At 34.2% G+C, this 7058-nt stretch carries 9 protein-coding genes and 1 pseudogene; 7 read left to right on the top strand and 3 right to left on the bottom strand.

Annotation, left to right across the window (positions count from 1 at the left end):
* Positions 1-129: 129 nt before the first annotated feature.
* From CWD90_RS18320 to CWD90_RS18330, 3 genes are read right to left on the bottom strand one after another with little or no spacing between them, the layout of a single operon-like run.
* Positions 130-708: a hypothetical protein gene (locus CWD90_RS18320; protein ID WP_103477520.1), complete on the bottom strand. Its 579-nt coding sequence runs from the start codon at positions 706-708 to the stop codon at positions 130-132.
* A gap of 4 nt (positions 709-712) precedes the next feature.
* Positions 713-1228 carry a hypothetical protein gene (locus CWD90_RS18325; RefSeq protein ID WP_103477521.1) on the bottom strand — a complete coding sequence of 172 codons (516 nt, stop codon included), beginning with the start codon at positions 1226-1228 and terminating at the stop codon, positions 713-715.
* Between the two features lie 60 nt (positions 1229-1288).
* A complete protein-coding gene (locus CWD90_RS18330; RefSeq protein ID WP_157941268.1) occupies positions 1289-1969 on the bottom strand; it encodes a hypothetical protein in 681 nt (226 codons plus the stop codon).
* Positions 1970-2803: 834 nt separating this feature from the next.
* On the opposite strand from CWD90_RS18330, the gene CWD90_RS18340 reads away from it, so the two are divergent.
* From CWD90_RS18340 to CWD90_RS18370, 7 genes and pseudogenes are all read left to right on the top strand, one after another.
* Positions 2804-3061 (top strand): hypothetical protein, encoded by a 258-nt coding sequence (locus tag CWD90_RS18340; protein WP_157941269.1) that lies wholly within the window; start codon positions 2804-2806, stop codon positions 3059-3061.
* Between the two features lie 41 nt (positions 3062-3102).
* A complete protein-coding gene (locus CWD90_RS18345) occupies positions 3103-3447 on the top strand; it encodes a single-stranded DNA-binding protein (RefSeq protein ID WP_103477525.1) in 345 nt (114 codons plus the stop codon).
* Positions 3448-3527: 80 nt separating this feature from the next.
* Positions 3528-3908, top strand: a complete 381-nt coding sequence (locus CWD90_RS18350) for a DUF6876 family protein (protein ID WP_103477526.1) — start codon at positions 3528-3530, stop codon at positions 3906-3908.
* Positions 3909-3919: 11 nt separating this feature from the next.
* Positions 3920-4117, top strand: a complete 198-nt coding sequence (locus tag CWD90_RS18355) for a hypothetical protein (protein WP_025613688.1) — start codon at positions 3920-3922, stop codon at positions 4115-4117.
* A gap of 431 nt (positions 4118-4548) precedes the next feature.
* A complete protein-coding gene (locus CWD90_RS18360) occupies positions 4549-4929 on the top strand; it encodes a BfmA/BtgA family mobilization protein (protein ID WP_103477527.1) in 381 nt (126 codons plus the stop codon).
* 11 nt (positions 4930-4940) lie between these two features.
* Complete coding sequence (gene mobB / locus CWD90_RS18365; RefSeq protein ID WP_103477528.1) at positions 4941-5972, top strand: MobB family relaxase; 1032 nt, start codon at positions 4941-4943, stop codon at positions 5970-5972.
* Positions 5973-5975: 3 nt separating this feature from the next.
* Positions 5976-6965, top strand: a pseudogene (locus tag CWD90_RS18370) (type IV secretory system conjugative DNA transfer family protein); the annotation flags it as partial.
* Positions 6966-7058 lie beyond the last annotated feature (93 nt).

Consider the following 7058-nt stretch of genomic DNA (forward strand, 5'->3'; position numbering starts at 1 on the left):
GAAAATGGATTTTTTTGAACCATTTAAAAATCGTTTCAGACTATGCTATAAAAGGGTTTGCAATAAATATTGCTATTCTCACTTTAATCCGGCGGGGGTGGTATACTATGTCCGTCCTTACCATTATGTTTATTCTTTAGGCAATTTTTCTATTTCATCTTGAATTCGTTTTAGACCTTCGGGATAAAGCTCTTTTACATAATATAGGTCATCAAATAGTTCCTTATATTCTATTAAGTGGATAAAGTCTGCTCGTTCAACAAAAATCTCTAATTTTTTTTTACGGTTTCTATAAGCCAATAAATGCAAAATGTCATTTTCATCTTCTGAATAATCTAAATAATCGAATAAAAAACATGCTAAAACCTTACTAGCTATATTTTCATTTTTTACAAGCCATTTTTTTACTTCGGGTTTGTTGGAACTTATATTTTTGTATTTAATTAATTCTCTTTTTGCATAATCTTCAAATTTGTGTACTTCTGTAATTTTGTCTAATTCGTTATAAAAGTCAATAAATTTACTTTCGGGGGAATTGAATACACAACAACAGGGCAAATCTCCAAAACAAGAACATAAATTTTTATAATCTCTTTTGCACTTATGATAAGCTTCCTTGTATTTTAATAACCACCATTCAATTTCAGCGATATTAAATATGTGTTCATTTTTTAAGGTAAAAATTTCTAAAGATTTATTTATATCCATATAGTTATAGAAACTCGATTTTAGTAGGAACTGATAGATGAAAGTAAACGGTTTCAGCACCATGCTTTTGAGCACTAAATTCATTTAGGTTTAATTTAACAAAACTTCCGTTTTGGAAATTTTCTAAAATATACATTCCTAATGATGATTCGTGAGCTACAATGTACTTTGTAAGGTTGGTCAAACTTGCACTATACTGCTCTAAACCCATATCGGGATTACCAATGCTTTTTCTTGTTACAACACCTAATTCAAAGACCAATACCCTTTGATTGGTAATGTCCATAGTCGTGTCCATTCCACTTAGTACTTGAAATTCCTGAATTTTTGTTGGTAAATCGTTGTTTAAGTCAAATCCTTTATCTGTTGATTTCGATTTGTTTAGGTTTACCAAAGATTTAAACTTTTCTAAATCGAATGAGCGTTGATATTCTACTGAATAACCACATTCTTTACAACCATCGTCGAATTCATCTATTGCAAAACCACAATTTTTACATTCTTGTTTAAAATCATTCATATTTTCAACTGATTTTGGGAATTATAGTAGCGTGGCTGTGTATTAATAGGTTCAATAATTTCATATGTAATTGTGATGGTTATATTCTTCCAAATTTTCAATAAAATCCATTGAAAGCCCTTTCTCCTCTTTAGTTGTCTTTAATAAATCCATTATTTCTAACCAATTGTGATATTGACCACCGTTTGCAATTACTCCGCTAAATTTATAACCTCCCAATTTTGATTGTAATAAACCTATACTTTCAAAATACAATTTGTATTCATTAGAAGAAAGACTCCTTATATAAGATTTACCAATTGAATGTCTTGGAATAAACCAATTATTTACAAAACCATCTGAAATCAAAGCAAGTTGTTTTTTTGTGAATGTTTGAGTATAATAAACCTGTTCGTTTAAATCTCCACTATTGAACATCGGCTCTACTCTAATTTTTAAATAATTACCAACTCTGTCAGTAATTTTAAAAATGTCTTTTTCAATTAGGTTTTTTTCTATGGTTACCGTTCCCATTGAACCATAAACAGCTTTTTCTCTTGTCCGTTCTGTTATAAAATTTTTAGTTAACCCTATTTTTTGATTGTCTGTAGTAAAAAACGCAATTTCTTCCTCGTTTTCCAAAAAACAACCATTTTCTAAACTACATAATAATTTCCATTGGCTTTCAGGATATCCTTCTAGCCAACGCGAAGTCGAGTCTGTTTTTTTAGTTTTCTCTATTATTTCTAAAATTTTATTCATTTCGGTCATTTTCTTAAATTACTGCCAAGAATTGCATTTAGAACATATGTTCTATATGCACCGAATATAAAATATATATTACATAAGTTATATAAATTTTTAAAAATCGAGAGGATTTTTTATTTTTTTAAAGCTGGTAGTGGCAACATGCGTATATATTCCAGTTGTCTTGCTTGAGTGCAAAAAACGGTTAAAGTGAACCACTAAAAATGTTTTTTTGTAAACCTTTATATAATCGTTTAAGACTATGAAATAAAAGGGTTTGGTGAAAGTATTGCTAAGCTTCCATTTATAGGACAGGGTTTGAATACTATGCCCGTACTTTCCAAACCGCTCAGCACATTTCCCTACATTACGCAAAAAACTTCATTTCGTTAAATACGCTTCACTTTAGAAATCTTGGACACAACTTCAAAGCTTCCGATTTCAATTGCGCTGAACCTGCCAGAAAATGGCAGAATCGCTTCATTCTTAATCTACACCTTTAAAGTCAAGTCCGCTTAACACTCTACTAAACGAGAGTAATCCATTTTCATAATCCGGTAAGCACATTCCCCTGCATTTCGCGAAAAACTACATTTCGGAAAAAGAGCTTCCCTGGAAAGGTCTTGGACACAATCCCCATTTTTGGCTTTCCATTCCGCTAACCCGATCCGCTTCGCTGGAACGGAACACTTCATTACAGAGCCAAAACTGTGAATAGCGTCCGCCAAATCTGAATTCCATTATTCATTTGGTACCGCTTCCTATGTTTTTGTATTTCACAAAAGCCTTTAGACTTACATCTGCACCCTCGCCGTTATACCCTTTTTTCGACAGCAAAATACCAACATTTTGAAGTTGAACGGACTGCATAAACCGTTCTCGCTGCGCTTCACTATTTATAAGTCCTTCTCAATTCCAAATATTGAAAATGTATCAGCAACAAAAAAAGGTAACAGCGAGGGCGCTATGGGAAGTAAATCTAAAATGAATCTTATGAAATCTTACAAAAACATCAAAAAGGAAGCGGCACCAAAAAAAACAAAAAAGGAAAACGCTCAAGATATAATAAGTAAATCACTTCAAAAAAAATATACGCAAACTGTCTGAATGGTTCAGATAGATTTTAATTAATTCTTAAATATTTTATTATGGGTACTTTAAAAAATCACGTACAGTTAATCGGAAACGTTGGACAAGAGCCAACCATTACAAACCTTGAAAGCGGTAAAAAAGTAGCACGCTTTTCATTGGCTACAAACGAGTATTACAAAGATGCCAAAGGCGAAAAACAAACGGACACCAATTGGCATACTGTAGTTGCTTGGGGCAAGACTGCTGAAATTATAGAAAAATTTGTAAGCAAGGGTAAAGAACTAGGTGTTACAGGGAAACTTAAAACCCGAACCTATACAACCGATGATGGCAATGAACGCTATGTAACAGAGGTTGAAGCAAATGAAATCCTATTACTTGGTAGTAAAAACGATAAGTAGGATTCAAAAATTAAAGAGGGCGTAACCGTCTAAAGATGCGCCCTCTTTTTTTCATTATTCACACATTAAATATATTCACAATGAAAGCACAAGTTAACGAAATTAAAGAAGGATTACAACATTTTCACGGTACGGAAATGTTCTATCAAATCCCATTATTACGAACCCGATTTACGGACGGACTTAAATATTTATCCGAGGTCGCAGAATGTTTTTGGCTAATTACGGACACTTCCGTAATTGCAAAAAGTTTGATAAATAGAAGCGAATTTGTAACCATAGATTTTAGAAGATTGTCCAAAGAAAAACAGGATTATACAGGTTATGAAGCTGAAATTATTTATACCGATGGGAACGATAATATTCTCGAAAAACAGGGATATAGAGTAACCGATTTTCCGCTTGATGAACTAAGGTTATTTTTTGTAAATAATACGCTGATGTTACCAAGCGAATACTAAAATCTAAAGCTATGGTATATCTCAATTTTACGGACCTGAGCGAAGAAGCTCAAAACCGACTTTTAGAAAATTCTAAAATAGACGTTGAACGGAAATTTGGCGATAGTATTCGCAAATACGTAACCGAAAATTACACTTGTTTTGAAACGATGATTGAAGAAGAAGCGATGCGAAATTTATACTCTTATAAATTCATTTTCAATATCTAATTTTTTTTGAAATAAGAAATAAGCACCTCTAAATTTTGGAGGTGCTTTTGTGTTGAGATAATCTCAAGTCAATAAAAAAACGTATCTTTATTTCGCTGGAAATACAGCACACAAATTAAAGTAAGGTTATCCACTTTTCGACTTTCGCCGATAACCATACACATCGAAAAATAACATATCGGAAAATTATTTTCCTAAAATGGCAATCAGCTTTTTGAGCTGGATTGTATGGATTTTTGTTCGCCTGTGGCGAACGAAAAGGAATAGCAAGAGGGTAACACGCTGCGCGATGTTTCGGATTCCTTTTCGTGTTCAAACAACTGATTATCAGTCATTTGAAAATATTTTAATTTCCTTACAATCAACTATTTGCGACAAACGGGCTGGAAACGCCCATTTTTAGAGAAGATTTTGCGACAAATCGGCGAATTATGGACTCATTTATCGGAATTAGATTCAAAAAGAAAACAGCAAAACGTTTTCAGGAATTTTCAAGAACACACTTCAAATCACATACTGAGGCGATGGCAACGATGCTCGATTTTTTCTTCTACAACGAGATATCGCCAAAGGAAAAATTGGGTCCGACTGGTCGGACAATCGAAGCTTCTATTAAGAAACGTATCAATGCAGTAATCGCTATAATGCGAGATATGGAAAAGACCCAAACCAAGCCGACGGTCGCAATGATAGAATCACTTTTTCAAACGGAAACACCAACAAAGAAACCTTTGATTTTAGAGAAGAAATTTGTAGAAGAAAAGAAGAAAGTGAGATTCAGAGAAAAGCAAAATCACAACAACGAACTTTAAATTTTTGAGCTATGTATATCACAATTACACCTCAAAAATCAGGAGGTACTTACTCACAAAGTTCAGCGGATTTTGTGGGTTATCTAGAGAAAGAAAACCGAGGTTTGGAACAGGAACAAATGGAACACTTTTTCAATCAATATGGCGATGAGATTTCAGCCGAAGAAGTGGTAAAAGATATCGATGGAAATGGTGCGAAATTGAAGAAGACCGAACCGAAGTTTTATTCCATTACGGTCAGTCCTTCAAAATATGAATTAAACAGATTACAAAACAGCAGCGAAGATTTAAAAAAATACACTCGTGAGCTGATGAAGGATTATGTAGCATCTTTCAATCGGGAAATTAATGGTCGTCCTATTACCATCGATGATATAAAATATTATGCGAAAATTGAACATCAACGAACCTTTAAAGGAACGGACTTTCAGATTAAAGAAAACCAACCCTACGCCACAAAAATACTTCAGCTCAAAAATGACATCCGTAAAATAGAAAGTGGAACACTAAAAGGGAATATAAAACCCAAACAAAAGGAAATGGCAAAATTGGAACGTGAAGCACCACACCAACAAAATGGCAAACGTATTGTTCAAGGAATGCCAAAGGCGGGAAATCAAAGTCATATTCATATTATCGTGAGTCGAAAGGATGCATCCAATACATTCAGCCTTTCGCCAGGGAGTAAACACAAAGCTTCGGAAGTGGAGATGCACGGTAATAAAGTAAAACGTGGTTTTGACCGTGATAATTTTTTTCAGAGTGCCGAAAAAACCTTTGATAAAACTTTCGGCTACCAAAGAAATTTTGCTGAGACCTATAAGGCAAGGAAAGATTTTATCAAAAACCCAAAAATCTATTTTGCATCATTGATGAAATTACCCACTAACGAAAAAGCATTGGCGTTCAAAATAATGGGCAAATCGGGCATTCCGATGCTGCCAAGTATTCCAGTTACGCAAGCACAATTGGCAATGAAAATAATTAACAGGCTACGACGTGGTGCAGAAGTGGCCATTAAATCAAGTTCCATAGGAATCTAAATTATGCAGTTAGACAATCTCTTAACGGTTCTTTTAATTATTGGTTTAACCAGTACGGTTTTCTATGGAATGTTTCGGATAAACAGATATGCCTTCCTAATCAATTTTCTGATGCTTGGTGTCCTCGTGCTTTATCTAAACGAACATACACAACTAAATTTAATAGCACTCTATTTGGTCTGTCCTCTCACATTAAATAATATAGGACTGTATGTTTTTTTGCATAAAACCGAAAAACCTAAAAATGGCAATAGTAAATATCAGGTCAATTTCACTACCACCAAAGGAAACTTCAAATTGGATAATATTAAACGTGGCGCATCGGTCATAGGTTCTGCTGGTAGTGGAAAGACTGAAAGTGTTGTCTATGGTTTCCTGAAACACTTCCGGAGAGAAAACTTTTGTGGGATTATTCACGATTACAAAGATTTTGAATTGACTGAAATGGCATATCCACTTTTCAAGGATCGCGATATCCCATTTAAGGTCATTTCCTTTGATAGAATTATACATCGAGTAAATCCTATTGCACCGCGCTATTTAGAGAATGAAGAAAGCGTAAACGAGGTTTCAAGGGTGCTAATCGAAAACCTTTTAGAGCAAAGGGAATCTGGAACGACTGGAACAACCAAATTCTTTAATGATGCGGCGGAAGGTTTGATTGGCGGCTTGATTTGGAAATTGAAAACCGATTATTCTCAATTCTGCACCTTACCACATTTAATAGCTGTTTATCAATATCTGGACACCGACAGCCTTATTAAGTTTTTGGAGACAAATACTACGTCGCGAGCGATGGCAGATGCGTTTATTAGTGGAAAAGATTCTGAACGGCAGACCGCAGGTGTAAAAAGTACATTGGCAAATGCGCTCAAACGAATTAGCACACAGCGTATTTTTATGGCATTATCCGCAGATGAAGTGCCTCTCAATATAAATAGTCCAGAAAATCGTTGTGTGATTGGATATTCTATAGATACTGACCCCCCATTCTAGTGATGTTGACCCCTCTTGCTATTTTGGTTTACAAAAGATAAGACATGACAATATTACAGTTTTTTTCTAAGACTATTTCCTTTGAGTTCA

Source organism: Arenibacter catalasegens, from assembly GCF_002909235.1.
In the GTDB taxonomy this organism is placed as follows: Bacteria; Bacteroidota; Bacteroidia; order Flavobacteriales; family Flavobacteriaceae; genus Arenibacter; species Arenibacter catalasegens.